Source organism: Alteraurantiacibacter aquimixticola, assembly GCF_004965515.1.
GTDB lineage: Bacteria > Pseudomonadota > Alphaproteobacteria > Sphingomonadales > Sphingomonadaceae > Alteraurantiacibacter > Alteraurantiacibacter aquimixticola.
This window is the reverse complement of the sequence record NZ_SSHH01000004.1, coordinates 316,677-341,548: the sequence shown is the minus strand read 5'-3', so window position 1 is coordinate 341,548 and position 24,872 is coordinate 316,677. Positions and strand designations below refer to the sequence as shown.

General features: G+C 64.5%; 28 protein-coding genes and 1 tRNA gene. 6 read left to right on the top strand and 23 right to left on the bottom strand.

Annotated elements, in window-relative coordinates:
- Positions 1-10: 10 nt before the first annotated feature.
- The 9 genes from nadC to E5222_RS15255 form a co-directional block, all read right to left on the bottom strand.
- The gene (gene nadC, locus E5222_RS15295) at positions 11-874 is read right to left on the bottom strand and encodes a carboxylating nicotinate-nucleotide diphosphorylase (RefSeq protein WP_136694873.1); all 864 of its coding nucleotides are present in this window, start codon (positions 872-874) and stop codon (positions 11-13) included.
- Positions 875-986: 112 nt separating this feature from the next.
- Positions 987-1,784, bottom strand: coding sequence for a LytR/AlgR family response regulator transcription factor (locus E5222_RS15290; protein ID WP_136694661.1), 798 nt, complete (start codon positions 1,782-1,784; stop codon positions 987-989).
- On the bottom strand, positions 1,781-2,974 hold the full coding sequence (locus E5222_RS15285; protein ID WP_136694872.1) for a sensor histidine kinase: 1,194 nt from the start codon (positions 2,972-2,974) through the stop codon (positions 1,781-1,783). Before E5222_RS15285 ends, E5222_RS15290 begins: the two co-directional genes overlap by 4 nt.
- 78 nt (positions 2,975-3,052) lie before the next feature.
- Positions 3,053-3,745 carry a DsbA family protein gene (locus E5222_RS15280; protein ID WP_136694660.1) on the bottom strand — a complete coding sequence of 231 codons (693 nt, stop codon included), beginning with the start codon at positions 3,743-3,745 and terminating at the stop codon, positions 3,053-3,055.
- A gap of 11 nt (positions 3,746-3,756) precedes the next feature.
- Entirely contained in the window at positions 3,757-5,112 is a 1,356-nt protein-coding gene (locus E5222_RS15275; protein WP_136694659.1) for a M48 family metalloprotease, read from the bottom strand.
- A 53-nt stretch (positions 5,113-5,165) separates the two neighbouring features.
- A complete protein-coding gene (locus E5222_RS15270; protein WP_136694658.1) occupies positions 5,166-6,284 on the bottom strand; it encodes a phosphatase domain-containing protein in 1,119 nt (372 codons plus the stop codon).
- A 69-nt stretch (positions 6,285-6,353) separates the two neighbouring features.
- Complete coding sequence (locus E5222_RS15265; protein WP_136694657.1) at positions 6,354-7,886, bottom strand: PAS domain-containing protein; 1,533 nt, start codon at positions 7,884-7,886, stop codon at positions 6,354-6,356.
- A 155-nt stretch (positions 7,887-8,041) separates the two neighbouring features.
- A complete protein-coding gene (locus E5222_RS15260) occupies positions 8,042-8,512 on the bottom strand; it encodes a DUF2141 domain-containing protein (protein WP_246021815.1) in 471 nt (156 codons plus the stop codon).
- Positions 8,470-9,159: a sterol desaturase family protein gene (locus E5222_RS15255; protein WP_136694871.1), complete on the bottom strand. Its 690-nt coding sequence runs from the start codon at positions 9,157-9,159 to the stop codon at positions 8,470-8,472. The genes E5222_RS15260 and E5222_RS15255 overlap by 43 nt, the downstream gene beginning before the upstream one ends.
- A 278-nt stretch (positions 9,160-9,437) precedes the next feature.
- Between E5222_RS15255 and E5222_RS15250 the strand changes: the two genes are divergently transcribed.
- From E5222_RS15250 to E5222_RS15240, 3 genes are read left to right on the top strand one after another with little or no spacing between them, the layout of a single operon-like run.
- Entirely contained in the window at positions 9,438-9,770 is a 333-nt protein-coding gene (locus E5222_RS15250; protein WP_211196174.1) for a hypothetical protein, read from the top strand.
- Positions 9,767-10,246, top strand: coding sequence for a hypothetical protein (locus E5222_RS15245; RefSeq protein ID WP_136694654.1), 480 nt, complete (start codon positions 9,767-9,769; stop codon positions 10,244-10,246). Before E5222_RS15250 ends, E5222_RS15245 begins: the two co-directional genes overlap by 4 nt.
- The gene (locus E5222_RS15240) at positions 10,239-10,460 is read left to right on the top strand and encodes a helix-turn-helix transcriptional regulator (RefSeq protein WP_136694653.1); all 222 of its coding nucleotides are present in this window, start codon (positions 10,239-10,241) and stop codon (positions 10,458-10,460) included. The genes E5222_RS15245 and E5222_RS15240 overlap by 8 nt, the downstream gene beginning before the upstream one ends.
- A gap of 4 nt (positions 10,461-10,464) precedes the next feature.
- Here the strand turns inward: E5222_RS15240 and E5222_RS15235 are convergent, their stop codons facing one another.
- From E5222_RS15235 to E5222_RS15225, 3 genes are all read right to left on the bottom strand, one after another.
- The gene (locus tag E5222_RS15235) at positions 10,465-10,983 is read right to left on the bottom strand and encodes an MmcB family DNA repair protein (protein ID WP_136694652.1); all 519 of its coding nucleotides are present in this window, start codon (positions 10,981-10,983) and stop codon (positions 10,465-10,467) included.
- A 64-nt stretch (positions 10,984-11,047) separates the two neighbouring features.
- A complete protein-coding gene (locus E5222_RS15230) occupies positions 11,048-11,458 on the bottom strand; it encodes a hypothetical protein (protein WP_246021813.1) in 411 nt (136 codons plus the stop codon).
- Between the two features lie 89 nt (positions 11,459-11,547).
- On the bottom strand, positions 11,548-12,306 hold the full coding sequence (locus tag E5222_RS15225) for a hypothetical protein (protein WP_136694651.1): 759 nt from the start codon (positions 12,304-12,306) through the stop codon (positions 11,548-11,550).
- Positions 12,307-12,519: 213 nt separating this feature from the next.
- Here E5222_RS15225 and E5222_RS15220 point away from each other — a divergent pair, with 213 nt between their 5' ends.
- Positions 12,520-12,924, top strand: a complete 405-nt coding sequence (locus E5222_RS15220) for a DUF6152 family protein (protein ID WP_136694650.1) — start codon at positions 12,520-12,522, stop codon at positions 12,922-12,924.
- 75 nt (positions 12,925-12,999) lie between these two features.
- Positions 13,000-13,076: transfer RNA gene (locus E5222_RS15215), tRNA-Arg, on the top strand.
- A gap of 151 nt (positions 13,077-13,227) precedes the next feature.
- Here the strand turns inward: E5222_RS15215 and E5222_RS15210 are convergent.
- The 10 genes from E5222_RS15210 to E5222_RS15165 are packed head-to-tail and all read right to left on the bottom strand — an operon-like array spanning position 13,228 to position 22,044.
- The gene (locus tag E5222_RS15210; RefSeq protein ID WP_136694649.1) at positions 13,228-14,670 is read right to left on the bottom strand and encodes a globin-coupled sensor protein; all 1,443 of its coding nucleotides are present in this window, start codon (positions 14,668-14,670) and stop codon (positions 13,228-13,230) included.
- A gap of 34 nt (positions 14,671-14,704) precedes the next feature.
- Positions 14,705-15,010, bottom strand: a complete 306-nt coding sequence (locus E5222_RS15205; RefSeq protein ID WP_136694648.1) for a hypothetical protein — start codon at positions 15,008-15,010, stop codon at positions 14,705-14,707.
- Positions 15,007-15,447: a chemotaxis protein CheW gene (locus tag E5222_RS15200; RefSeq protein ID WP_136694647.1), complete on the bottom strand. Its 441-nt coding sequence runs from the start codon at positions 15,445-15,447 to the stop codon at positions 15,007-15,009. Before E5222_RS15200 ends, E5222_RS15205 begins: the two co-directional genes overlap by 4 nt.
- 26 nt (positions 15,448-15,473) lie before the next feature.
- A complete protein-coding gene (locus tag E5222_RS15195; protein ID WP_136694869.1) occupies positions 15,474-15,845 on the bottom strand; it encodes a response regulator in 372 nt (123 codons plus the stop codon).
- Positions 15,846-15,862: 17 nt separating this feature from the next.
- On the bottom strand, positions 15,863-16,420 hold the full coding sequence (locus E5222_RS15190) for a chemotaxis protein CheD (protein ID WP_136694646.1): 558 nt from the start codon (positions 16,418-16,420) through the stop codon (positions 15,863-15,865).
- Positions 16,420-17,457, bottom strand: a complete 1,038-nt coding sequence (locus E5222_RS15185) for a protein-glutamate methylesterase/protein-glutamine glutaminase (protein ID WP_136694645.1) — start codon at positions 17,455-17,457, stop codon at positions 16,420-16,422. The genes E5222_RS15190 and E5222_RS15185 overlap by 1 nt, the downstream gene beginning before the upstream one ends.
- Positions 17,457-18,332 (bottom strand): CheR family methyltransferase, encoded by an 876-nt coding sequence (locus E5222_RS15180; protein ID WP_136694644.1) that lies wholly within the window; start codon positions 18,330-18,332, stop codon positions 17,457-17,459. The genes E5222_RS15185 and E5222_RS15180 overlap by 1 nt, the downstream gene beginning before the upstream one ends.
- A gap of 3 nt (positions 18,333-18,335) precedes the next feature.
- On the bottom strand, positions 18,336-20,474 hold the full coding sequence (locus E5222_RS15175; RefSeq protein ID WP_136694643.1) for a chemotaxis protein CheA: 2,139 nt from the start codon (positions 20,472-20,474) through the stop codon (positions 18,336-18,338).
- Positions 20,471-20,734 (bottom strand): STAS domain-containing protein, encoded by a 264-nt coding sequence (locus E5222_RS15170; RefSeq protein ID WP_136694642.1) that lies wholly within the window; start codon positions 20,732-20,734, stop codon positions 20,471-20,473. Before E5222_RS15170 ends, E5222_RS15175 begins: the two co-directional genes overlap by 4 nt.
- A 23-nt stretch (positions 20,735-20,757) precedes the next feature.
- Positions 20,758-22,044, bottom strand: coding sequence for a methyl-accepting chemotaxis protein (locus tag E5222_RS15165; protein ID WP_246021812.1), 1,287 nt, complete (start codon positions 22,042-22,044; stop codon positions 20,758-20,760).
- A gap of 510 nt (positions 22,045-22,554) precedes the next feature.
- On the opposite strand from E5222_RS15165, the gene E5222_RS15160 reads away from it, so the two are divergent.
- On the top strand, positions 22,555-23,589 hold the full coding sequence (locus tag E5222_RS15160) for a response regulator (RefSeq protein WP_169053633.1): 1,035 nt from the start codon (positions 22,555-22,557) through the stop codon (positions 23,587-23,589).
- Positions 23,590-23,656: 67 nt separating this feature from the next.
- Here the strand turns inward: E5222_RS15160 and E5222_RS15155 are convergent, their stop codons facing one another.
- Positions 23,657-24,853: a M20 metallopeptidase family protein gene (locus E5222_RS15155; protein WP_136694639.1), complete on the bottom strand. Its 1,197-nt coding sequence runs from the start codon at positions 24,851-24,853 to the stop codon at positions 23,657-23,659.
- Positions 24,854-24,872 lie beyond the last annotated feature (19 nt).

Sequence of the window (24,872 nt, the reverse complement as noted above, 5' to 3'; positions counted from 1 at the left end):
TGGCAGAGGCTCAGGCGGGCGTAAAGTCCAGCCCGATATCGGCGGCAGGCGCGCTTTGCGTCAGACGGCCGACCGAGACATAGTTCACGCCTGTCGCGGCCTTGGCGGCGATGGTGTCGAGATTGATGCCGCCCGAAGCCTCGGTCGGGACGCGTCCGGCAACCAGCGCCACGGCCTCGCGCAAGGTGGCGGGGTCCATATTGTCGAGCAGGAGGTGGCTGGCCCCGGCGGCGAGCGCGGGTTCGATCTGCTCAATCCGGTCGACTTCGCAGATGATGTCCTTCACGCCTGCATCGACCGCGCGTCGTACCGCCTCGCCCACATTGCCGGCGACGAGGACGTGGTTGTCCTTGATCATCGCCGCATCCCACAGTCCCATGCGGTGGTTCTGCGCGCCGCCCATGCGTGTGGCATATTTTTCCAGCATGCGCAGGCCGGGAATGGTCTTGCGGGTATCCAGGAGCGTGCAGTCAGTCTCGCCCATCGCATCGACATATTCGCGTGTCATGGTTGCGATGCCGGAGAGGTGCTGCACGGTATTAAGCGCGCTGCGTTCCGCCGTCAGCATGGCGCGGGCATTGCCGGACAGGCGCATCAGGTCGGCGCCCGGCTGCACCGAGGCACCCTCCTCCACCAGCACCTCGATCTCCATCTCGGGGTCGAGCGCGCGGAAGAAAGCTACCGCCACCGGCAGGCCCGCGACCACGATCGCATCGCGGCTGTCCATCACGCCGGTAAAGCGCGCGTCGGCGGGAATCACGCTCTCCGCCGTCACGTCATGCCCCCCGCCGGGCAGGCCGACGCCCAAGTCCTCGTCCAGAGTGGCGCGGACGAATTGGTCGAGATCGAAGCCGGGGAGGGTGAATTGGGAGATGGTACTGCCCCTCAGTTCGTCATTGCGAGCGAAGCGACGCAATCCAGGGCGGCACTAGACTGCTCTGGATTGCCGCGTCGCCTACGGCTCCTCGCAATGACGGGATGTCAGGTCAATGCACAAAGCGTGCGACAACGTCGCGATAGGACCGCGAAACCTTCACTTCCGCCCCACTTTCCAGCACCAGGAAGCATTCGCCGTTCGTATGCGGGCGCACCTGGCGCACCTGGTCGAGATTGACGATGGTGGAACGGTGCACGCGCTGGAAGTTCTTCGGGTCCAGACGGCGCTCCAGGTCCTTCATCGTCTCGCGCAGGATCAGCGAATTGTCGCCGGTATAGATGCACATATAGTCGCCCGCCGCCTCGATATGTTCGATCGAATCGACATCGACGCGGAAGATTTGCCCGCGATCCTTCACATTGATCATCTTCTCGTAGCGCGAGGCCGTTTCTTCCTCGCCAATGGAGATATCGTCGAGGCTTTCGGGGCTCACCTCGGCCAGCACGTCCTTCAGCTTCTCCGCCTCCTCGGCGCTGCGCTTTTCAGCGAGGCGCTGGCGCACGCGTTCGATGGTGTCGGCCAGCTTCGCCTCGTCCACCGGCTTCATCAGGTAGTTGACCGCATTAGCCTCGAAGGCGCGGATCGCATGTTCCTGGTAGGCGGTGACGAAGACAAACAGCGGCGGTTCGATTTCCATCACGCCCTTGACCACCGAAAATCCGTCGAAGCCGGGCATCTGGATGTCGAGGAAAACGAGGTCGGGCTTGAGCGTCTTGATCGCGCGGATCGCCTCGCGCCCGTTGGCGCAGGTCTCGATCACTTCGATGTCGGGATGGGCTTCCAGCCGCAATTGCAGGCCCTGAATGGCTAGTTTCTCGTCATCGACGAGGATGGTCCGGATGGTCATGAGGCAGTTCCGATCGGCTGGGGTTGGGACGTGGGTCGAACGGTTGGCAGGGCGGTTGGTTTCGCCTCGCCGTCGCCGAGTTCGGCTGCGGCCCGTTCGTAGGGGATTTCGATGATGACGGTGAAGCCACCATCGGGGGGGGTCTCGATATCGAAGCGATGGTCTTCGCCATAGGCTTGCGCCAGGCGGTCGCGGATATTGGCAAGGCCCACGCCGGTGGACACGTTTCCGGCGGCGGGACTGTTATCGATAATCTCGCTGCGCCGCGATCCCTGCAGGCCGGGCCCGGTATCGGACACGACGATTCGGAGGTTGTTACCGAGGATCTGCGCCGACAGGCTGATGCGCGCGCCTTCCTCCTGCGCGGAGACGCCGTACTTGATCGCATTCTCGATCAGCGGCTGCAGCAGCATGGAGGGGATCACCGCACGCGCGGCGGCGGGATCGATGCGGAATTCGGTGCGCAGCCGCTCCTCGAAACGCATGCGCTCGATCTCCAGGTAAAGCTGCAGCGTCTCCACTTCCTGCGCCACGGTCACTTTCGCGCCCGGCTGGGTGACCAGTGTATGGCGCAGGAAGCTGCTGAGCCTTGTGAGCATGGCGTTGGCGGGTTCGGTCTGTTTCAGCAGCACCAGCGTGCTGATCGAATTGAGCGTGTTGAACAGGAAGTGCGGATTGAGCTGATAACGCAGCATGGCCAGCTGCGCGCTGGTGGCCTGCGCCTCCAGCCGCTCCAGCCGGTCGTTCTGTTCCTCCACCTGCAGGAAGTAGTTGATCGCGTAATAGAGGCCGGTCCACGCCGCCAGCAGCGTCATGTCGAGATAGAAGACGCCCAGCACCAGGCTGGTGAAGGTGAAGCCGCTCGCCTCGGGCCTCAGGCTCAGCGTCCATGCATTGATCACTGCGGATATGCCCACCGCAGCCCCCAGCACCAGCGCGGTCGCGCCCCACATGACCAGCGGCTTGCGGTTGATGAGGTAGCCGTAGATCACTGAAAGCACGAGGCTGAGCGAAAAGCCGGTCACCGTGACGATCAGCACTGAAATGTAGAATTCCAGCGGACGGTCATTGGCGATGGCCGTCGCCGATCGCAGTGCCATCGCCCCGCCCCAGCCGATGAATTGCAGCCGCCAGAAGGCGCGGTTCTTGTCGGCGAAGAAAGGCGTCGGGCTGAAAGGCAGCGCGCCGATGGAAGCCGCGGCACCGGGCGTTTGCGCCCGGTTGTTGGCAAACATGTTCAGGAGCGCCTTGGCCATGCGCTCACCCTATCAGGAATCGCGGGCATCTGCGATGGCGCGGCCGATGGCATCCGCCCCCACTGCTCCGTCCAGTGCGCGGTCGCCCACGATCCAGGCCGGCGTGCCCGTTATGCCCAGCGTGCGGGCCATATAGACGTTGTTCTGCAGCTGCCCTTCGAACTGACCTGCCTCGATCGCACTACGGGCGGCGGCGAGGTCGATCCCCGCCTCGCTCGCGGCGGCCTCGATTGTCTCGGGCGTCACCTGGCCCTGGCCGAACATCGCCATGTGGAATTGCTCGAACCGCCCCTGCTGGGCAGCGGCCAGTGCCATGCGCGCGGCATCGGCGCTGTCGGCGGTAAGGATCGGGTACTCGCGGATCACAACGCGCAGATCGGGATTGGCGGCGATCAGTTCGCTGACATCGGCCAGGCTCTGGCGGCAGAAGGAGCACGCATAGTCGGTAAACTCGACCAGCGTCACAGTCCCTTGCGGGTTGCCCAGCACAGCGCCGGGGAACGGCGCTTCCAGCTCGGTGCGAAGGGGTGCGATGCGGCTCTGCATCTGGCGCAGCTGCAGCTCCTCCATCGCTTCGGGAAGCACTTCGGGATTGGCGAGCAGGTAAGCGCGCGTCTGCGCATCGCCCAGGCCCGAGGCGGAGAACAGGGCGGCACCGGCGAAACCGCCGATGATCGCGATGAGGGAAGTGAGAAGCCAGCGCATTGGGGACAGGGTTAGTCGCGATCTTCCGTGCGTTCAATGAGGTCGCGTGCCTCGATTGCGACATCCTGTGCGCGAATCCAGTCGGGGGAGCCCTGTGGCAGGCCTGCTTCGGCCGACCGTGCATTCTGCAGCGCGGCGCGTGGGCTGCCGCTCATGATCAGCTGTTCGGCACTGGCGAGCTGCGCGCGCGGAATGTCCCCGCGCTGTCCGTAAACGACGCCCAGCTGGTACCAGGCGAAGGGGTTGCGCCGGTCGCGCCCCACGGCGGCGCGCAGCACCTGCTCGGCCTCTTCCAGATAGGCGGGGTTCTCGGTTGCCAGCAGCGCATGGCCCAGCATCGGCGCGATCAGCGGGTCCGATCCGGTCAGCGTGACTGCGCGGCGCAGCGGCGCCAGCGCCTCCTGCGGACGGCCCGATTCGAGCAGGATCTGGCCCTTGAGTTCGAGGAAATAGGGATTGTCCGGCTCCGCCGCGATCAGCGCCTCGGTCTCCGCCAGCGCGCGGTCCATGCGCGCTTCCTTGTGCCAGGCATAGGCGCGGGCATAGCGCGCCGGGACATCCTCCAGATATTCGGGATAGGCGTTGAGCGTGCGTTCCGGATCGGCCTGGTAGCCATAGAGCTTCGCCTTCACGCGCAGGAAGCGTTCCTGCAGCGCCGGATCGGTGGGCCTGTCCCATGCGGGGTCCGCCAGGTAATCGGCGCGCATGGCGGCGATACGATTGCCGGACAGCGGGTGCGTGCGCATATATTCCGCTTCGTCGTTCTGGCTGTAACCGCGGCGGAATTCCTGCGCCTGCAGCTTGCGGAAGAACTCCAGGCTGCCACGACCGGAAATGCCCGCGCCGGAAAGATACTGGACGCCGGCGGCATCGGCGCTCGCTTCCTGCGTGCGGGTGAAGGCGAGGAAGCTTCCCATCGCCGCCTGCTGGCCCAGCGCCATCACGCCCATCGCCGCCTCACCCCCCCCGGCCAGCGCCGCGGCGATCCCGGCGAGGGTGGAGAGCAGGGTGATGCGCGTCGCATTGCCCGCCCCTTCGGAAAAGCGGATGATGTGCCCGCCGGTGATATGGCCCAGCTCGTGCGCCAGTACGCCCTGCACTTCATTGGCGTCGTCCGCGGCGTTGATCAGGCCCGAATGCACATAGATTCGCTGCCCGCCGGCGACGAAGGCGTTGATCGAATTGTCGTTGATCAGCACCACGTCCACCGCGCCTTCGCCAAGCCCGGCGGCTTCGGCGAGCGGGTCGACCATGTCGCGCAGCAATTGCTCGGTTTCGGCATCGCGCAACACGCTCTGCGCGGCAGCAGGCTGGGCGCTGGCGAAAAGCAGCACGATGGCGGCGACAATATGGGTCAGTTTGCGCATGCGTTCGGACTGCCTAGCGCCTCTGCCTATGAACGGGAACTGAAGACTTCGCCTCAGCTGTCTGGCTTGGCGGTGGAGCTGCTGCCTTCCACCGCAGAGACGATGCGTTCCGCCTCTTCATCCCCGGACATGCCGAGCTGGTCCAGAAAGCCGTGCCCGGCGGACCAAGAGGCGCCGATCCACAGCGGCACGCCAGCGCTGCGGATGGCCGCGGCGGCGTCTTCCTCGGCTACCGACAGGGGCTCGCTGCTCACACGGCGGATGAAGACGGCGGCAACGCGTCCCTCATTCCGCGCCACCACGTCTGCGAAGGCCGCGAGGTCGCCCTGCGTGTCGTCGCCGATCAGTGCGAAGCCGAGGCCGGGATAGAGCGCGAGGATATGCGCGATCGCCTCCGCCTTGTGTCCCCCGTGGCTGGAGGAGCTGAAAGTTGCGCGGTTCAGGCCCCAGTCGCGCAGCAGCAGCGGCCCCAGCGGCAGGCCCTTGCTGCGTTTGAAGGCGACGAGATAGGAAAACAGGTTCCAGGGGGAGGACGAGACGTAGAAGAAGGGCCGATGCGTAGCGGTGAGGCGTTCGCCCACATGTTCCTGCACGGCGCTGACCGTGTCGCCGCCCCCCAGCGCGGAATAAAACACATCGGCGCCCGGCGCCGCGATCCGCTCTTCCGGCCATCGCGCCAGCACGCGCCGCCAGTTGCGCAGGACCGAGCTGAGCCCTCCGGTAATGCCCGTCTCGATGATCGTGTCGTCTATGTCGGAAATGACCGCCAGCGCGCTGTCGCGTCCCGGCGCGAGGACATGGGCGGCGGCAGTCTGCGGCCCTTGCACGTTGCTCCAGCCGAGTCGCGCCACTTCCCATGCCGGGCGCAACGGCAGGTCCCAGCCGTGGCCCAGGGCCACTTCGAAGCGGACGAAGCCTTCCTCATCGCTGGTGGCGTGGTGGAGCTCGCACTCGCCATCGGGCCCGCCCAGTTGCAGCGAGACTTCGACGCCAGCCGCCTCGCGCGAGGCATATTGCGCGATCATGGTGCGTATGGCCTGCCAGCGGCCTGCTGCCGGTGCAAAGCTGCGGCTGCCCGAACGCAGTGCGCGCGCCTGCAGCACCAGGCGATCGGCGCTGCGATAGCCGAAAAAAGGCTGGATCCTTACGGGGGCGTCGCGGAACAGGGGCATGCCCTGTGCCTGCTAGCCTGTACGGGAGGAGCGGGACAAGGCCCGGCGCTTGCGCTCCGGGGGCCTCTATCAGCCCAGCAGCATGCGCGCGGCTTTTTCTACCAGGGCGGCATCTTCCGGCACTTCGCCGAGAACGACCACTTCGCCCTCTTCGGTGCGGCGGACGATCACCAGGGCGAATTCCTCGCCATGTGTCGCGACCGCATTGAGCGACTGTGCATCGAGCGCGCGCAGCTTCTTGGCGATGGCTGGACGCGGTCCGTGCTTCTCGGACGCGGTGGGCTTGCCGCTTTCGAGGCGGCGCAAGCGGCGTTCTTCCGCGACAATGGCCTTGAGGCCACCATTCGTATCGCGGAGGAAGTCGCCGAACCTATCCCGCTCCAGCCCCTTGCGCCGGGCATGGGCGATGGCAGTGGCATATTCGGTGAGGCGCGTCTTGTCGTAGTGCTTGCCGAAGACCAGTTTGACCAGTGGAGTGAGCGGAGCGCGTTCCTGCGTTTCAAGCCCGGCATTTTCCACCATCGCGGCGAACTCTTCCGGAGACTCGTCGGCGGCAAGCGAGAAATCATATGCCCGCGAGATCGCGTCATAAAGCGCGTTGCGCGTGCGCTCCTCACTGTGGCGCGCCATTGCGGCCAACTGGCGTGCGGACTGCAGGCAACTCGTCAGTGTTGCTTCTTCCTGCTCCGGAGAGCCGACCAGCGGCGGTTCGCTGGCAGTTGCCTGTTCTTCTTCAGGGTCGTCGAGCGTGAAGGACGGACGCGGGAGGTCGTCGTCGGCCGGGCTGGAAGCAGCCGGCTGCGCGGCCGATGCATCATTCGCCAGGACGTCGGCGCCCGGGCCGTCGGCCCAGTTGTCCATCGGCGGGCTGGCGGCCGGCATGCGCGGGAACAGCGAAGCGTAGCGCGAATCGTCTTCGACTTCGTCTTCCTCGTAATATTCGTCCCCGTCCCCGTCCCCGTCCCTGTCCTCGTCCTCGCCGATTTCCTCCTCGGCGGAGAGGTCGTAAGTCTCACTATTCTGCAGTGCCTGGTCGATTTCGAGCAGCAACTCTTCCGCCTCGCTGGCGTCGGCCAGTTCCTTCCAGTTGATGACACCGAAAATGAAGTCGATCGATTCGTCGTCGCCGGAAAGCGGCAGCAGGATCCCGCGATAGAGGATCGTCTGGCCCTGCGCATTGACGAATTCGGCCTCGAATCCGATCGGCGCCTGGTTGGCGAGAATCTGCATGTAATGGTCGGTGATGCGGCTCAGCAGGCTGCGCGAGGGGACGTCCTCGAGACGTTCGATCACCTCTTCGTTGACGCCGCATTCGCGTGCGAGCTTGTCGCCGAGGAAAGTGATGGCCGGGTTCTTCCCGCCGCTCGAGAAGTCCAGCAGCACGCCGTGCGGGCCGAAATCAGGGAGGAGGTCGAAGTCGATGTCATCGACATTGGGGAAGCTGCGGTCCTGCAGCAGGCTGGCCCAATAGTTGTAGGCGCGCACCTGCATGCGGCGCTCATCGGTGCCAATTTCGGGAGGCGGCGCATGGTCGGTACCCTCGTCTTCGAGAGTATCTTCCAGGGTGTCATAACCACCCAGATTGCCTCGCAAGCTGTCCATCGAAAGCACGTCCCCGTCTGATTCAACAGGAACTTATTGCCGCGACGTGGTAAATAATCCGTGAAGTTTTCGGCGGCTGCCGGGCGACGTCACTCTGCCGTGCAACAGCCTTCCAGGGGCGGCTAAATGACGTCACGGCGCAGCTGAGGCATGGCCTACAGCATATAGCGCATGCGGATCGCCTGGCTCACTGGCGTCGTGCCCACGGTGAAGGCGGCATCCTCGAAATCGGGCGGACCCATGCGGACGGGCGCATCGCGCGAGAAGCCGAAGCCCTCCCGCGGGATCATGGTGAGCGCCCGGTCGGCGCGGCCATTCTCGTTCTCGTCATGCAACAGGGCGATGGCATAGGTGCCGGGCTGCACATTGGCGAAGCGCAGGCTGACCGCGCCCCCGGCCGGGACGTCAACGGTGGTGCGATGCGATCCCGCGTCGTCGCGGCAGCGCGGGAAGCGGTCGGGATCGGTGGTCATGCAGGCCATGACCACGCCCTTCTTATTCCGCAAATTGGATACGGTGATGCTGACCGTGGTGCCGGCTTCGGTGGAAGCGGCGGGGATGGCCGGCGCCGATGCCAGCAGGCCTAGCGCGCCCAGTGCGAGGAAATGCCGCGATCGGTTCCGCACAGCCGGTCCCAGAAGCGAAAATAGAGGCCGTAATTGCATTGATACTCATCATGATGGCGCTGGTGATGGCTGGCGGTTATCAGCCAGTTCCCCAACGAAGAATGAACGATCCAGCGCGGGAACATCTCCCACCCCATGTGATTGGTTACGCCCATCACCGTCATTATCAACAGCACCGTGCCCAACATGGCAACATGGATGGGGATGAGGAAGACGAGCAGCGGGATGACCACCGCACCCGTCACCGCCTCGATCGGATGGAAGCTCATCGCCGCCCAGGCCGTGGGCGGGCGGCTGGCATGGTGCACCGCATGGGCGATGCGGAACCACTTCGGCCGGTGCATCCAGCGATGCGTCCAGTAGAACCAGGTGTCATGCACGAAGAGGTAGAGGAACAGCGATAGCGGCAGGTACCACAGCGGATAGTCGGCGAAATCACTGTAGATCCGCGTCCAGCCCTGCTGCTGCCAGCCCCAGGCGACCACGCCCGCCGGGACGCCATAGATCGCCGCCGAAGCGAGCGACCAGCCGATCTCCTTGCGGATCTGCGGCTCCAGTCCCTTGTAGAGTCCTGGCCGCACCTTCCCGGTCGCCCAGGCGAAGAACCCGCTGGTGAGCAGGTAGCGCACGGCGACGATGGCGGTCATGGCCAGCGCGGAGATGATGATCGCGGTCAGCACCTGCGCGGCTTAGCAAAGCGGCGTTGGCGCCGACAGGCCGGAGAACGGCCGTTGCGCGTTTTGACAAGTATTATTGACATAATGTCGGAAGTTCCATACACCTCGATTCGTCAAGAAGATTTGACATTATGACGGAGGTATTTGACATGCGTCCTTATCCGGCTTCCGGCTGCGACAAGCCGACCCGTGGGGAGCGGCGCCAGATCCGCAATGGCAGGCTTTTCGCACTCTGGGTTGTTGTTTTTATGGTCAGCTTTATCGGCCTGCGCCCCGTATTCATGATGAGCGGGTGGGAGGCGGACAGCCTTGCCGCCATCGCGCTCTCGCTGTTGCCGCTGGTTCCGGGGGCCCTGGCGTTCCGTGCTTTCATGCGGCTGGTGCGTGAAAGTGACGAGATGCAGCGCGAAATGCTCATTGAAGGCGTGCTGACCGGCGCCGCGCTCGCCATGATCTTCTGGGGCGCGGTCCAGCTGCCCGAACATATCTGGCTGCCCAAGATCAAGGCGGACATAATGATGGCCGTGCTGTGCCTGGGCTTCTCCATCGGCATGGTGCGGGCACGCAGGAGGCGGGCATGAGCAAGCAGACGCAATATCCGCGCACGGGGTTCATCGGTGCCATGTGCGTTCTCAAGTGGGAGGGCATGCGCGAGATTGATCGTGCGAACGAAAAGCGCGTGAATGTCCTGTCCGTGTTCTGGGCTCTCAGCCTGATTGGAGTGTCCGCGGCGATGGCGTTCCTCGACTTGTCGCGCGATCTGGGCTTCATCCTTCCTCTTGCTCCCCTCACACTCGGCCTGCTGTGCCTGCGCGCCTACCTCAAGCTGCTGCGCGAAATGGACGAATTGCTGCGGCAGATGCAGTTCGAGGCGATGGCCGTGGGCTTCGGCACGGGCCTCATTGTGGGCATGGCGATACTCTCGCTGCCGATACCCGCACCCTGGCCGACGGTCGTGATCACGGTCTCGATGACGCTGGCCTATTGCGGACGCATCGTGTTGGGCGCGAGGGAAATGGCCCGGAATGCGCGCGCGATGGAGGAGGCCGGTGAATAATCGCCTGCGTGTGCTGCGCGCTGAACGCAAGATGTCGCAGGCGGTTCTCGCTGAGCTTCTCGACGTGTCGCGTCAGACGGTCAACGCCATCGAGCTGGGCAAGCACGATCCCAGCCTGTTGCTGGCCTTCAAGGTCAGCCAGGTCTTCGGCCTGCCGGTGGAGCAGATCTTCGATCCGGGCCTGCACGGCGAGGCAAAGCAGGCCGCCGAATAGCGCCCTAGTTCTCGCGCCCTATCGCCCAGGTCGCACACGCCTCGTCAGCCTGCACGGTGAAGCGCCGCAATGCCGTGCGGGCAAGGCGCTCCACTTCCGCCTTGCGGCGGGCGGCGGCGAGCGGCTGGCTGGGGGCGGGGCGAATGATCTCCGCGTCATATTCATCCGCCACGATCACGCCGCACAGGTCCGGGCGGAAATCCTCTCCCTCAAGGCAGGCGCGGTCGAGTTCGGGCGGAAGGCCCCAGAAGAAGCGGTCGCAGAAATCGAGATAGTCGGGCCATTTGCCATCGCCCATCAGGTCCCCGCGCGCGGTCTTGATCTCCACGATCACGATGCGCCCCTTGGGGTCGATACCCATCAGGTCCGCCCGCCTGCCATTGCGCAGCGGCATTTCCGGGATCACCCAGATATCGTTGCGCGCGAACAGGCGGCAGATGCCGCGCGTGACCGCCTGCGAACGGCGTTCGCCGATCGCATCGGTGGGTGTGGAGGCCAAAGCGGGCATTGCCGAATCACTCATGCGGCAAGACTGGAACGAAATGGGAACATCGTCAAGTCATGACGAGTTTCCGGAGCGCGAGAGATCAGGCGCTGCGCCGGGGTCCCATGTCGCCGCTTGGCGGCAACAGTGCGATGATTGCCGCGCGTGCGGTGGAGAACTCCCGCCACAGGGCGCGGGCGGCATGGCGCGGGTCGGCGCCGCGGGCATTGATGGCGAGCAGCGCGGCGATCCCGGGCTCCATCACCGCGGCGAGGTCCTTAACGCCGTTCTCTGCCAGCTCGCGCTTCCATTTCGGGCATTCGCGCAGCAGCACGGGGAAATTGCGCACCTGCTTGCTCGGCCGCTCGGCTTCCATGCCCGCGAGCGCGGCTACCACCTTGCCGGCATCGAGCACGGCTGCCCAGCGCAGGCTGGTGGCGCTGACGCCCGTGGATGTGCGGTCGACAGAGGGCCGCTTGGCGCGCGGGCCAAAGCTGGGGGGAACGATGTTCATGGCCTTCGCGACTAGCGGGGGACCGCTTGCCAATTGGTTAGCGAAAGCTTGCGCAGAAACGGCCTGTCCGCCCCCCTGTCGAACCGTCCCTAATTGCTTTCATCCAGCACATCGAACCCGAGGTCGATATTGGCCCCGCCCTCGCCGGATTCCAGCCGGTTGTTTTCCGCGCAGACATATTCGCGAATCGGAAACTCGTCGTCCTGCTTGAAAGCGATGCGCGTGACATAGGGCCGGGCCAGCACGTCGGGATTTGTGATGGTCATTTCGATCATCAGCTGGTCTTCTGCCTGCAGGTAGATATGCCCGTGCACGCGGCTCTTTTCCGTATGCGGAATGCCGGCGGAGATATTGGTCGAGGGGTGCAGGCCAACCACGTCGAACACCAGCGTGTCGCCGTCCCAGAAGCCGGTGATATTGCCCTTGAAGAAGGGATCGGGATCCTCGGGCAGCGGGCGACCATCGGTATAGATGCGGAAGATCTGCTCATAGGCTTCGGTCAGGATGGTGGTGCGGCCGGGCGAGAACAGGATCTCGATCGGATAGGGCTGCTGCAGCGTGCCCGGAATGCCCGGCGGCAGGCATTGCGCCTGCGCTTCCTGGCTGGGGCCGTGCTCGCTGATCGATGCCTGGTAGGCGTTGAAAGCTTCCTGCGCCGCGGGCGTCAGAACCGGGGGCACGGCGCGGGTGGAGAAGAGCAGCGTCCAGTCGGGATACCAGATCCCCGCCCAGTCCGGCAGCTGCAGCACTTCCTCATAGGCCGTCGCGCGATCGGGCGTGAAGCCCTCCTGCGCGGAGGCCTGCACGGCCAGCCCCGATGTCAGTGCCAGTGCCGCACTACAGGCCATGCCTCGCGCGAAACGTGCCGGAAAACGCATGATGATCTCTCTCCCCCGAAAACCGCTGCGGACCATAGAGCCGCTATTGTCTTTGCCCATGCAATTGATGTCGCAATTCGTATCAAGTCAAGTGACCTACTTGATTCTGTCAAGTGTTTGCTGGCAAGACAGACGGGCAAACGCTCAGGGTGCGTTCAGACACCCTGTTCCAGGAGAGAGAGCATGAAAGCCAAGACCATTCGCAGCACCGTGCTCGGCTGCGCCGCCGCCCTTGCCGGGGCCGCAATGCTGTCCGTACCCGGCTCCGCCCATCATTCCACCGCCATGTTCGCATGGGGGCAGGAAGAGGCACTGTCGAACATGACGGTGCAGAAGTGGGAATGGACCAATCCGCACACCTTCCTCTACGCGGTCGATGCCGATGGCAATCGCTGGGCGTTCGAAGGGATGAGCCCGAACCACCTCGTGCGTTATGGCTGGTCGCGACGATCGCTGGCGCCGGGCCAGGTGATCGACCTCACCTATTACCCCCTGCGCGACGATCGCAATGGGGGGTTCAACGTTACGGTGACGCGTCCCGACGGCACCACGCTCAACCAGTTCGGCGAAGGCGGCTCGCGCCAGTAAGGCGTCGGCCCGCGCACCGCACCACAGATTAGCGCTTGGCGCGCCGCCCGGCTGTTGCTAGGCGGCAGCGCTGCTGCACCCGTAGCTCAGCTGGATAGAGCGCTGCCCTCCGAAGGCAGAGGTCACAGGTTCGAATCCTGTCGGGTGCGCCAAGGGCGGGGCTTCGCAAGGAGCCTCGCCCTTGGCGTATCCACAGGAGCGAAACTCGTTCGGAATCGGAGGCGCGAAGCGCCGGAGATGGCCGTAGCGAAGCGGAGGCCTATCCTGTCGGGTGCGCCATTTTCGTCCTGTACCGGCGTGATCTCAGGCTGCGAGCCGTCTGGGCGCGGTTCCGGAGATGTTCTCCGAAAGCGTGAAGCCCTGCGCTTGTTTCATGATCTGGGTGCCCTGTTCGGACAGGCTGCGCGCGGCCGCGGTGCATTGCTCGGCCATGGCGGCATTCTGCTGCGTCATCTGGTCCATTTCGCGCACCGATTGCTGTACCTGCTGGAGATTGGCCGACTGTTGCTGGGAAGATGTCGCAATCTCTTCCACCGATTCACGAAGGTTGGAGATGGCCTCAAGCACTTCGGAAAAGGACTGGCCGGTCTTCCGTACGAGGTCGACGCCGGTGGTGATATCCTGCGATCCGTTGGTCAGCAGCGCCTTGATTTCCGCTGCGGCCTCCGCGCTGCGCATGGCGAGCGCACGCACTTCGCTGGCGACGACCGCGAAGCCCTTGCCCGACTCTCCCGCTCGCGCTGCCTCGACACCGGCATTGAGCGCCAGCAGGTTGGTCTGGAAGGCGATCTGGTCGATCACCGAGATGATCGTGCGCGCCTCGGCCGAGTTCTCCTCGATCCGGTCCATGGCGGAGACAGCCTGGTCAACGATCACGCTGCCTTCCGCAGCCATCCCATGGACCTTGGTAAGCGAATCGCGCGCGCCACCGGTGGTCCGCGAGGTTTCGTCCACATGCGCGGTCACATCGCTGAGCGCGGCAGAGGTTTCCTCCAGTCGTGCGGCCTGCTGTTCCGTCCGCATGGCCAGGTCGTCCGAGGCGGCCCTGATTTCATGTGCCCCGCTGCTCATCGCCCCGATACCCTTGCTGACGGCTCCCAGCGCCTCATCAAGCGAAATGGCAGCGGCGTTGAAGTCCTTCTCCAGCGCGGCATATTGCGGAGGGAGCCCGCTGATGCGCGCGGTGAGATCGGCTTGCGCCAGTGCCCTGGCAGCCGCACCGATCTGCCCTTGCACCAGTTCGCGCACCTTCTCTTCGGTATTGGCAAAATAGCCCGACAGCGCCAGGTCCATGTCGAGCAGGGCGATCTTGTTGAGCGCCACCAGCTGCGCGGCAAGCCGGCGGCGGCCGGGGTGCCAGCGATAGAGGCCCGGACAGATCATCTGCCGGATCATATGCTCCATGATGACGGAATATCCGCCCAGATACCATTTGGGCTCCAGCCCGATGCGCGCATGCACCTGCCCGATATGGGCGGCGCGGGCGAAATAGGCGGCGTCGGGGCCGTCGCGGAAGGCCAGCAGCCAATGGTCGCGCTGCGCATTGGCGGCGCGGTCCATGTGCGCGCCATCGCGAAAGAAATGGGCCAGCGCCGGCACGCTTCCGACCTTGGCATAGAAGCGCTCAAGCGCCCGCCCGATATGCCGCTTCAGCGCCGAATGCACGCCTTTGAGCGCGGATTTCTGCAATCCGGAAAGCTCGTAATAGGCAATCCGTTCGTTGGTCTGATCCATGATCTCGGTCATTGTATCGCGCCTTCGTCAGGTCAGCTTCGTCAGGTCAGTTGGCCAGGGTGCCCGCGCTTGCCTGCGCCGGGCCATAGGCGAGATCGTGAAGCCGGTTGCGCAGGGCCTCGAGCCTGATATCGGCCAGCGCATCGGCAGGACTGTCGCTATCGAGCAGGTGGGCCAGCTGCCGTGCGGTCTGCGCGACAAGGTCGATCCCCTGCAGCTGGTCGAGATGGGTGGAAGTCACCGCGGGATCGGCGCAGAGCGTTTCGCCCATCTGCTCGATATCGCCGGCCAGCTCGGCCAGCACCTCGGCAACGCCGCTCAGCAAGGGGCGGGAATGGCTGGAAGCTGTCACGCAGCCAGCTCCAGTTCCTCATCCGCCATCAGCTCTGCGAGGTCGAGCACCATCACCATGTTGTCGTCGAGCGGGGCCAGACCTTCCAGGAAGCCCGTGATACGCGCCTGCGCCGCGCCATCGGGCTGCTGCAGGCTGTCGGCTTCGATGGACACGATGTCGTTCACGCCATGCACGATCAGGCCGCGCGATTGCCCCTCATGCTCGACGACGATGATCGGGTTGCGCGGCGTTGCCTCGGTTGCCGGCCAGCCGAGCCGCACCGACAGGTCGATGACGGGCAGCACCGCACCGCGCAGGTTCACCACGCCGGCCACGTGATCGGGCACGCGCGGCAGCACGGTGACGGGCGACCAGGCGCGAATCTCGCGAATGGCCATGATATCGATGCCGAACAATTGTCCGGACAGCTCGAAGGTGATGAGTTCGCGGCGCATTGCTTGGGAACCTCTTGTTTTCGGGATCAATGGGTAACGCGGCGCACGGCGCTGGCCAGCTTGTCCGCGTCAAAGGGCTTGACGATCCAGCCGGTCGCGCCCGCATTGCGCGCACGCTGCTTTTTCTCGTCGGAACTTTCGGTGCTCAGCACCAGGATCGGGCGATCGGCATGGCGGGCCGAACCGCGCAAGTGCTCGATCAGGCCGAAACCGTCCATGCGCGGCATGTTGATATCGGTAATCACCACGTCCACTTCGTTCATGGCCAGCCATTCAAGCGCGGCCTGGCCGTCCTCCGCCTGCTCGACATGGAATCCCTGCGCGGTGAGCGCGTGCAGCAGCAGTGCGCGCATGCTCGGGCTGTCGTCCACGGTCAGGATACGGGTTGCATGGGTCATCATTCTCGTCCTCGCCCTCAAAATAGCTCAACTTCGCCACAGGCCGATTGCGGCCGTCTTAGCGGTTTGTCCGTAGGCACAGCGTCGTATTTGGCGACGAGACAACGGACCCGCCCACTGGTGGGCTGGAAATTGACGCGGCGCGCCTGGTGTCCTTCAAGATCTTCATGCACCAGTGCGATGCGTTCATCGCGGATGAAGCGGCGAGCAAAGGCGGCATTGGCGGACCCGATCGGAGCGAGCCTCTCATGGAGGTTCGCTCCGCCATAGAGGCGCGCCTTGAGCCGCGGCTTGGCCGCGCCCAGCGCGAGCATTTCATTGACCAGCAATTCCATCAGGAACAGGCCGTAATGCTCGTCGAAATCGGTCTGGCTCTTGTGCGATGGCGGTTCGGCGAGGAGGAAGTGGTTCATCCCGCCGATCCGCGCCACCGGATCGTAGAGGCAGGTCGCCACACAGCTGCCCAAGATGGTGCTGAATTCCACCGCCGGATCGGCGCTGGCGCGTGCATCGCCCTGCAATATCGCAATGCGGACCGGGTTCGCCGAGCGTGGAATGCCGGACAGGTCGCTCATTACGCACATTCCGCCTGCACAAAGAGGTAGTTTGCGATCCGTGTCAGCGGCAGGACGGCGCTGGCCGCACCCAGCTCGATCGCCGCGCGCGGCATGCCAAAGACGACGCAGCTGGCTTCATCCTGCGCGATAGTGAAGCTGCCGCGAGCGGCCATCTTGGCAAGGCCTTGCGCGCCATCCTGTCCCATGCCGGTGAGCAGGACGCCCATGGCCTTTGTCCCCAGCGTTTCCGCGACAGAGGCGAACAATACGTCTACGCTCGGTCGGTGTCCGGACACCGGGTCGCCCGCACGCAGGATCGTGCGGAATCCTTTCGATCCGGCAGGGGCAACCAACAAGTGACGATCGCCGCCGGGCGCGAAGTAAACATGTCCAGGCTCGATGATCGTGTCTGACTGGGCCAGCACCACGCGCGCTTCGCAGGCTGCATCGAGCGACTGGGCAATGGCGGGAGCGAAGCGGGCATTGACGTGCTGCACGATCACTGTGGGCGGACAATCGGCGGGAAAGCCCGCCAGCAGAGTTCTCAACGCTTCGACGCCTCCGGTGGAGGAGCCGATTGCAATCAGTTCCGGCGGGCTGCCCGGCCGGGCCGGCGCCTCGATCGGGCTGCGATCCGCCGCCCCGCGCTGCGGCTTCAGTGTCACCTTTGCCGCCTCGCGGACGAGGTCAGCCAGCTTGCCGCCGTCCTCCAGGGGCAGCGAGCCATGGCGATCGCTCTTGGCATAGCAGCTGACCGCGCCGAACTGCAGCGCCTGTGCGGTGGTGCTGTTGCCTTCCTGCGTCGAACCGGAAACGATGATGACCGGCGTCGGGCGCAGCTCCATGATCTTCTGCAGGAAGGACAGCCCGTCCATCCCTGGCATTTCGATGTCGAGTGTCACCACATCGGGATCGAGCGCCTTCATGAGCGCGCGCGCTTCCTGCGCATCGCAGGCGCAGCCGACTACTTCGATATCGCCTTCGCTGGCCAGCCTGCCCTGCAGCAGTTTGCGCATCAGCGCGGAATCATCGACGATCAGTACGCGAATAGGCATCAGTCTTTCCTCCGGTAAATGGTCGGGCCCACCAGATCGAGCAGGTCCGAAGCCTTGCCCGAGACGCGTTCCGAATGGCCGATGTAGAGATGTCCGCCGGGGCGCAGCTGGTTAGCCAGGCGCCAGACCAGGCGTTCTTTCGTTTCGTGATCGAAATAGATCATCACGTTGCGGCAGAAGATGACGTCGAAGATGTTCCGGAAAGGCCAGTCTCCGAGCAGGTTGAGCTGGCGAAAGCGGACCAGCGCGCGCAATTCTTCCAGCACTTCGGTTTCCTCGCCCGATTGCCGGCACCAGTTGCGGCGCAGGGCTTCGGGGACGGCCTCCATCGCCTTGCTTTCATAGCGGCCGCGTATGCCGGCCGCGATGGCGTGATCGGCAAGGTCGCTGGCAAGCGCGACGATATTGCTTGCGGCGATGCGCCTGCCTTCGGCCCTGTCAGCGCCGAGCAGGACCATCATCAGCGTCCAGATCTCTTCGCCGCTTGAACAACCGGCAGACCAGATGCGCACCGGCTGGCCGGTCTGCGCCTCCTTCAGCAAGGCTGGACGCACCTGCCCGGCGAAATGCTCGTAGTGATGCGCTTCGCGGTTGAAATAGGTGTGATTGGTGGTGAGCGCGGCCACCGTGCGCGTCGCCAGCGCGGCATCCTGCTCCACCCGGTCGAGATAGTCGCCGAAGGTGGTGCAGCCGGCCTTGCGCAGGAGCGGGGCAAGCCGCGAATAGGCGAGCATCTTCTTGCCCTCGGAAAGGACGATGCCCGCTTCCTGCCGCACCAGCTGTGCGACGCGCAGGAAATCGGCCTGCGAATAGACTTGCGGGCTCACTCCGGGGACCAGCGCTTCGCCCCTTGCCTGTATAGCAGCTACCTGCATGGCTCAGGCCGCCGCCAACAGGTTTGCGGGGCCGCCTTGATCCATAGCGCTGGCGGTTTTGACCAACTGGTCCACATCCACGATCAACGCCACGCGGCCATTGCCCAGTATGGTGGCCCCGGCGACGCTGTCGACCGCGCGGTAATGCGTGTCGAGGGTCTTGATGACGAATTGCCGCTGATCGGTGATGGCATCTACCAGCAGTGCCGCCTGACCATAGCTTTCGGTCTCGACGATCACCAGCACGCCCTCGCACGGATCGGTCGTCGCCATGTCGCGGCCTGCAATCGCGGCCAGCGGAACAACGGGCAGGAAGCGGCCGCGCACGTTCAGCATCTGCCGGTCGGTGCCCATGCCCTTCAGGTCCCCGGGCTGCGGCCGCAGGCTTTCGACCACATGGGTCAGCGGGATGACCAGCGACTGGTCGCCTAGCTGCACGATCATGCCATCCGAAATGGCCAAAGTCAGCGGCAGGGCCAGCACGAATGCCGTGCCCGCGCCGGGCGTGGATTCAATCGTGATCCGCCCGCCCAAATCCTTCACGTTCTGGCGGACCACATCCATGCCCACGCCGCGTCCGGAGATGCTGGACACCTGCGCGGCGGTGGAGAAGCCGGGGGCGAAGATGAGGTTGTTGATCTCGTCCTGCGAAAGCTGCGCGCCTTCCTCGACCAGCCCGTTGGCCACGGCCTTGGCCAGCACCTTGTCGGCGGCGATGCCCCGCCCGTCATCGGCGATGCGAATGACGATGCGGCCGGCCTTCTGTTCCGCCGAGAGCGAGAGTGTTCCTTCCGGATCCTTCCCTGCCGCTTGCCGTTCTTCTGCATCCTCGATCCCGTGGTCCACCGCATTGCGGATGAGATGCGTGAGCGGCTCGCTCAACCGCTCGATCACGGTCTTGTCCAGTTCGGTGGTCTCGCCCGTTACCTGCAGCTTCACATGCTTGCCGGTGGAGGAAGAGAGTTCGCGCAGCAGGCGCGGCACGCGGCTGAAGACCGATCCGATCGGCTGCGCGCGGAAAGCCATGGCGTGTTCCTGGATATCGCGCACCAGTCCTTCGAGCATGGCCAGTTCCTCGATATGCGCGAGGTTCTCATTGGCGAGGCGCTGGGCCAGCATGGCCTGGGCGATGACGAGCTCGCCCACCCCGTCGATCAGCGTGTCGAGCTTGGAGAGATCGACGCGGATCGATTGTGTAGGTGCTGCCTGGGCCGCGGGCGCAGGTGCAGGGGCCGGTTTTGCGACCTCCTTGGAATCGCCCGGTTTCGCCGGTTCGACGGCGGCCTCGGTAACTTGTGGTTCCGCTGCGGCAGGCTCTGCAGGCCTTGGCCGGAGCGGGGGGATAGTTTCCTCGCTGCCCCAGGCGATCGAGCAATCCTCTCCCACGAAGTCGAAGATTTCGGCAACGTGCTCGTGCGTGACCTCGCCTGGCATGGCGAATGTCCATCCGAGATAGCCTTCCGCCACATCGAACTCGCCCAGCGGGGGCACGCTGTCGGTGTCGCAGGCGATGCATTCGCCGCCCAGGCCGCGCAGCTCGCGCAGCCACAGCATGGGTTCGCTGCCATTGGCCATGGCCCCGGCATGCGGGCGCAGATGGACCTGCCAGGTTGCCGCCGCTTCCCCGGCCGGTGCTTCCTCGACCGGTGCATCTTCGTCCTGCGGTTCGGCGGCCAGGAGGTCGTCGAGCAAGGCATCGAGATCTTCGGCCTGGGTTTTCCCGGAAGCCGGTTTGGCAGCTGCCCCGGCATCGCCATTCGCCTGCGAGGTTTCCACCGCCTGCTCCAGCCGCGCCATGATCGCCGCGTCATCGGGCGCGTCGGTGCCCGACCGGGCGGCATCGACATGGTCGCGCAGGCAATCGAGTGCCAGCAGCATCATGTTTACCAGTTCTGCATCCAGCGCCACGCTGCCTTCGCGCACTTCGGAAAGCAGTGTTTCGAATGTATGGGTAAAGGCCTGCAGCGCGGCATAGCCGAACGCGCCCGCACCACCCTTGATCGAATGGACCGCGCGGAAGATGGCATTGATGGTCTCGCCATCCTGCGTGCCCGCCTTGCAGGCATCCAGCCCGGCTTCGGCGGCTTCCAGCGATTCCTCGCATTCGATGAAGAAGATGTTCTGGATATCGTCGCTGTTCATGCTTCAGCTCCATTCGCCAGCAGCACATCAAGCCCGGCCAGCTGCACGGTTTCGCGAAACCCCTCCGATGCGGCGACGAGTTCGATGCCCTCGCCCGATCGCTGTGCGGCCACCAGCAATTGCAGCATGGCGAGGCCAATACGCTCGACCTTGCCTGCGTCGATCCGCACCGGCTCCGTATCCGGGGCTTCGGCAAGCTCTCCGCTTAGCGCTACCGCGGCGGCGCGATCGCATTGGGGCGGCAATTCTATCGTCTGCATGTGGGCTCTCCCGTCCGCAGTCCTCAGAACTCGCTCCAATCCTGATCGTCGTCAGTGCTCTTCAGCGCGAGATTGCCTTCCACGCGCGGCGCGGTGCGAGCAGCCGCCGGCTTGAAAGGCTTGAGAACCAGGGCCGGTTTGGCGGACGAGCCCGCATTGCTGTCCCCGGCGGTAGTACGGAACTGTTCGACCAGCCTGCCCAGCTCGCCTGCTTCGTCGGCCAGGCTGCGCGAAGCAGCAGTCGATTCTTCGACCATGGCGGCGTTCTGCTGCGTCATGCGATCCATGTCGCTGACCGAGGCATTGACCTGTTGCAGGCTGGAGGCCTGCGTGGCGGCCATTTCCGCGATATCCTTGACCTGGGCATTGACGTTGCCGATTCGCGAAACGATCGCTTCCAGCAGCTGGCCGGTCTCGCCCACCAGATCCACGCCCTGGCCGACATGCTGGGTGCTGGAATTGATCAGTTCCTTGATGTCATGCGCGGCATCGGCGCTGCGCTGGGCCAGCGCACGCACTTCGTTGGCGACGACGGCAAAGCCCTTGCCGGCATCGCCAGCGCGCGCAGCCTCGACACCGGCATTGAGCGCCAGCAGGTTGGTCTGGAAGGCGATTCCGTCGATCACGTCGATGATCTGGGTGATTTCCTGCGACGATTTCTCGATCCCGGCCATGGCGGCAACCGCCTTCTGAACAACTTCGCCGCCATCGGTGGCCTGGCGGTGGGTTTCCACCATCGAGCCCTGCGCTTCGGCGGCATTGTCGGCAGACTTGCGCACCAGGTCGGTGACCTGGCTCATTGCTGCGGCGGTTTCCTCGAGGCTCGCAGCCTGTTGCTCGTTGCGCAGCGCCAGATCGTCGGATGCCGCGCGGATCTCGTTCGCGCCGGTGCTCACGCTGTTGGCCGATGCGCGAACCTTTCCGATCATTTCGGACAGGTGGCTGACCGAGCGGTTGAAGGATGTGCGCAGCCCTTCGTATTCCGGATCGAATGCCGTCTCGATCCGGACGGAAAGGTCGCCGCCGGACAAGCGGCTCAATCCATCGGACAAATTGTCGACCACCGTCTGCTGCGACTTGGCAGCCTTGTCGACCTTGATGGCATTGTCGCGGAACACAGCCATTGCCGTTGTCATGCGGCCGACGCAATCCTTGTAGTCGGTGTATTCGATGGTGGACGAGGTGTCGCCCGCGGCAAGGGCTTCCATGCGGAGCACCGTGTTCACATAGGGGCGGCAAATCCGCTCCTTGGCCACAATGATCATTGCAAGGAACAGCACGCCGGTAATGGCTGTCGTCACGGTCGCCATACTCGCCTCCATCCAGCCGGACTGGACAGAAACAGAAGAGAGTAAGTTCACGGCCGATAGCGCAGCTATAATAAAAGTCAGCGTACTGAACTTCTGGCGGATCGGAGCATCCTTTTCAAACCAATCGAGCATCTGGATTTCCTAACTATTTATTCTATGGCGCAATTGTCTGGAGACTTTTTACGTTTTCATGATGTCAGCATGATCTGGAAATTGAATGCACGAGGCTTTACGTACAAATCCAGATAAGCGTACTTTTCTGATGCAGAAGAACTGCGCCGACAGGGGCGAAGCCTCAATCTTCATCGCTGTGTTCTTCCAATCTCCGGCCGCACAGGCGGACCCTTCGATCAGGGCATTAACCACAGCTGCTCAACGTTGATTTGCGGTCCGGCTATGCGCGAACACCTATGTCCGCTCAGGCATTTGTTTGTGCCCGGAGCGCTAATGCTTGCCTGTCCGGTAACCATTGGCGCCGGGTCGCAAGAACCAGCAAACGGGAAAATGAACATGAGCAACGTCCGTGTCCTTATCGTCGACGATTCAGCCGCTATGCGCGCCCTCTTCTGCGACATTCTGGATCAGGCGAAAGGCGTCGAAGTCGTCGGCACCGCGCGCAGCGCCGACGAGGCGCGCGACCAGATCGACGAGCTCAACCCCGACGTGCTGACGCTGGATGTGGAAATGCCGGGAATGACCGGCATGGAATTCCTGGCCGAGATCATGGGCAGTAAACCAATGCCGGTCATCATGCTGTCGAGCGTGACCCAGCAGGGCACCGGCACCGCGCAAAAGGCGATCGAGCTGGGTGCGGTGGATTGCTTCCCCAAGCCGCTCCATAGCTCCCCCGAAGAATTCAATGCCACGGTCGAAAAGCTCGGCGCGCTGATTATCGCAGCCGCTAGCAGCGACCTCTCGGCGTCCGGCGAGGCCGGTGGCGCAAGCACCTCGGGCTTCGAGCCTGACGGCCGCGTGGTCGTGCTGGCAGGCGGAAGCGAGAGTATCGAGACCGTGCGCCAGGTCATTGCCGCCTATCCCGCCAATTGCCCGCCGACGGTGATCCTGGTCGATGCCGATGCCGATGTCGTGGAACGCGCTGTGGACCGGCTACGCCCCTCCGTCGCCTGCAAGATCGAAGAGGCCGGCAGCAATGTCATGCTGGTCCCGGGCACAGTCTATCTGGCCTTTCGCGACACGGCGCATGTGGTCGTCGAAAACGACTATGCGCCCGTGCTGAACGTGATCGAGCGCGATCCCGTGGGCGGCCATCGCCCGTCCGCCGACATGCTCTTTGCCAGCGTGGCGCGTGCAGGCCTGCCCGCGCTGGGCGGGCTGCTCGCCGAAGATAACATAGATGGCGTACGCGGCCTCGATGCCCTCGCCAAGACGGGAGCACAAGCCTTTGCCGAAAGCGGGCAGGAGGGCGAGCTGAACCAGCGTTTCGCGGAACTGTCGAAGATGGGAACCAAGGCGGCGGGTGTTGCGGCCAGCGATGTTCCCGGCTGGATCCTCAGCGCTACCAGCAAGCAGGACCTGGCTGCCTAGCGTTCTGCCTTGGCCGAACTTGCTCGCGGTCCGCGCAGCAAGGCGCCGCCGCGAAGGTTGGAGATCGCTACCCCCACCCCTCTTCGAGGAACTTCATCGCGCAGGCCGCGAGGAAGGCGGAGCCCTTGGGTAGCACGCTTTCGTCCACCATCATGCGGTTGGAATGGATCGAGCAGCAGCTCTTCCAGTCCGCACCCTCTTCCGCGACGCCGAGGAACAGCATCGCGCCGGGGACTTTCTCCAGCACGTAGGAGAAGTCTTCCGCCCCCATCAGCGAATGCGCCATGTCGTGCCAGCCTTGGGCGCCGCCCATTTCGGTAGCGACTGCGCGGGCGAGGTCCACGGCGCGCGCATCGTTGAGCGTGACGGGGAAGCCTTCGGCTATCTCCACCTTTGCGCTGCAGCCATGTGCGGCGGCGACGCCTTCGGCCACTTCGCGCATGGCCTCGCGCACGGCCAGCCGGCGTTCGGCGGAAAGCGTGCGGATCGTGCCGCGCAGCATCGCTGTGTCGCCGATGATATTATGCGCGGTCCCCGCATTCATCTGGCTGACGGTGACCACCGTCGCCTCGGCAGCGGCAAAGCGGCGGGTCACCATGGCCTGCAGCGCCAGCACGATCTCGGCGGCGGCGGGGATGGGATCGCGCGTGTCATGCGGCATGGAGGCATGGCCACCGCGTCCGGTCACGGTAATGTCGAACTGGTCGGCGGCGGCGAGCATCGCGCCGGGCTTTCCGGCGAGCACGCCATGGGGAGAATTGGGCATGATATGGAGCGCAAAGGCCGCATCGGGCAGCGGGTCCAGCAGCCCGTCCTCGATCATGTAGCGCGCACCATGGAAGCCCTCCTCGCCCGGCTGGAACATGAACTGCACTTCGCCTGCCAGCGCCTCGCGCTGGTCGGCCAGGATGCGCGCGGCGCCGGCCAGCATGGCGGTATGCGTGTCGTGGCCGCATGCATGCATGCGGCCTGCAATGGTGGAGGCGAAAGGCAGGCCCGTTTCCTCCTGCATCGGCAGCGCGTCCATGTCGCCGCGCAGCAGCGCCGCCTTGCCGGGCTTGCCGCCCTTGAGCACGGCGACCGCGCCGGTCGCGGAGGTGCCCTCGCGCCATTCCAGGGGCAGGTCGGCCAGCTCTGTGCGGACCTTGGCCAGCGTCAGGGGCGTCTCAAGCCCCAGCTCAGGTTCTGCGTGGATCGCACGGCGCAAGGCTGTGATGCGCGGTTCGATTGCGCGGGCGGCGGAAAGCAGGTTTTCGGTCAGCATGGCGCAGCTATCTACCGCG

What these genes read in the sequence shown, in the direction of transcription:
- E5222_RS15165 (WP_246021812.1), bottom strand. Translation starts at nt 22,044, where the DNA reads ATGGCGACCGTGACGACAGCCATTACCGGCGTGCTGTTCCTTGCAATG.
- E5222_RS15195 (WP_136694869.1), bottom strand. Translation starts at nt 15,845, where the DNA reads ATGACCCATGCAACCCGTATCCTGACCGTGGACGACAGCCCGAGCATG.
- E5222_RS15290 (WP_136694661.1), bottom strand. Translation starts at nt 1,784, where the DNA reads ATGACCATCCGGACCATCCTCGTCGATGACGAGAAACTAGCCATTCAG.
- E5222_RS15235 (WP_136694652.1), bottom strand. Translation starts at nt 10,983, where the DNA reads ATGAGTGATTCGGCAATGCCCGCTTTGGCCTCCACACCCACCGATGCG.
- E5222_RS15210 (WP_136694649.1), bottom strand. Translation starts at nt 14,670, where the DNA reads ATGACCGAGATCATGGATCAGACCAACGAACGGATTGCCTATTACGAG.
- E5222_RS15270 (WP_136694658.1), bottom strand. Translation starts at nt 6,284, where the DNA reads ATGCCCCTGTTCCGCGACGCCCCCGTAAGGATCCAGCCTTTTTTCGGC.
- E5222_RS15230 (WP_246021813.1), bottom strand. Translation starts at nt 11,458, where the DNA reads ATGAACATCGTTCCCCCCAGCTTTGGCCCGCGCGCCAAGCGGCCCTCT.
- E5222_RS15255 (WP_136694871.1), bottom strand. Translation starts at nt 9,159, where the DNA reads ATGACCGCCATCGTCGCCGTGCGCTACCTGCTCACCAGCGGGTTCTTC.
- E5222_RS15280 (WP_136694660.1), bottom strand. Translation starts at nt 3,745, where the DNA reads ATGCGCTGGCTTCTCACTTCCCTCATCGCGATCATCGGCGGTTTCGCC.
- E5222_RS15155 (WP_136694639.1), bottom strand. Translation starts at nt 24,853, where the DNA reads ATGCTGACCGAAAACCTGCTTTCCGCCGCCCGCGCAATCGAACCGCGC.
- E5222_RS15225 (WP_136694651.1), bottom strand. Translation starts at nt 12,306, where the DNA reads ATGGCCTGTAGTGCGGCACTGGCACTGACATCGGGGCTGGCCGTGCAG.
- E5222_RS15175 (WP_136694643.1), bottom strand. Translation starts at nt 20,474, where the DNA reads ATGAACAGCGACGATATCCAGAACATCTTCTTCATCGAATGCGAGGAA.
- E5222_RS15220 (WP_136694650.1), top strand. Translation starts at nt 12,520, where the DNA reads ATGAAAGCCAAGACCATTCGCAGCACCGTGCTCGGCTGCGCCGCCGCC.
- E5222_RS15185 (WP_136694645.1), bottom strand. Translation starts at nt 17,457, where the DNA reads ATGCCTATTCGCGTACTGATCGTCGATGATTCCGCGCTGATGCGCAAA.
- E5222_RS15265 (WP_136694657.1), bottom strand. Translation starts at nt 7,886, where the DNA reads ATGGACAGCTTGCGAGGCAATCTGGGTGGTTATGACACCCTGGAAGAT.
- E5222_RS15200 (WP_136694647.1), bottom strand. Translation starts at nt 15,447, where the DNA reads ATGCGCCGCGAACTCATCACCTTCGAGCTGTCCGGACAATTGTTCGGC.
- E5222_RS15250 (WP_211196174.1), top strand. Translation starts at nt 9,438, where the DNA reads ATGGTCAGCTTTATCGGCCTGCGCCCCGTATTCATGATGAGCGGGTGG.
- E5222_RS15245 (WP_136694654.1), top strand. Translation starts at nt 9,767, where the DNA reads ATGAGCAAGCAGACGCAATATCCGCGCACGGGGTTCATCGGTGCCATG.
- E5222_RS15190 (WP_136694646.1), bottom strand. Translation starts at nt 16,420, where the DNA reads ATGAGCGACCTGTCCGGCATTCCACGCTCGGCGAACCCGGTCCGCATT.
- E5222_RS15160 (WP_169053633.1), top strand. Translation starts at nt 22,555, where the DNA reads ATGAGCAACGTCCGTGTCCTTATCGTCGACGATTCAGCCGCTATGCGC.
- E5222_RS15180 (WP_136694644.1), bottom strand. Translation starts at nt 18,332, where the DNA reads ATGCAGGTAGCTGCTATACAGGCAAGGGGCGAAGCGCTGGTCCCCGGA.
- E5222_RS15275 (WP_136694659.1), bottom strand. Translation starts at nt 5,112, where the DNA reads ATGCGCAAACTGACCCATATTGTCGCCGCCATCGTGCTGCTTTTCGCC.
- E5222_RS15170 (WP_136694642.1), bottom strand. Translation starts at nt 20,734, where the DNA reads ATGCAGACGATAGAATTGCCGCCCCAATGCGATCGCGCCGCCGCGGTA.